1 pseudogene is annotated in these 241 nt (G+C 43.6%); it reads right to left on the minus strand.

From position 1 onward, the window contains the following. Positions 1-241 (minus strand): annotated as a pseudogene (locus KVT27_RS27670) (ABC transporter substrate-binding protein); the annotation flags it as partial.

Below are 241 nucleotides of genomic sequence, written 5' to 3' on the forward strand. Positions count from 1 at the left end.
CCTTTATGTTTATCCGTGAGTGCCACTACGAACGGATATGAGGTTACGGCTTCCTTCTTTTCAAGCCCTGAATTTATGCCGCCTTGAGTTGGACTTAACTTGATCGTCTCAACCTTTCCTTCCCACATCTCACTTGATAATACTTTGGCTTTCACCTTTACCGGCTGATCGGCTTTTACGAAGACCGAATCAAACTCGGTGATTGTTCCCTTAACTTTGTACGGATCATTCGAAACTAGAT

The organism is Lysinibacillus sp. GbtcB16 (assembly GCF_019091145.1).
Classification (GTDB): domain Bacteria; phylum Bacillota; class Bacilli; order Bacillales_A; family Planococcaceae; genus Lysinibacillus; species Lysinibacillus fusiformis.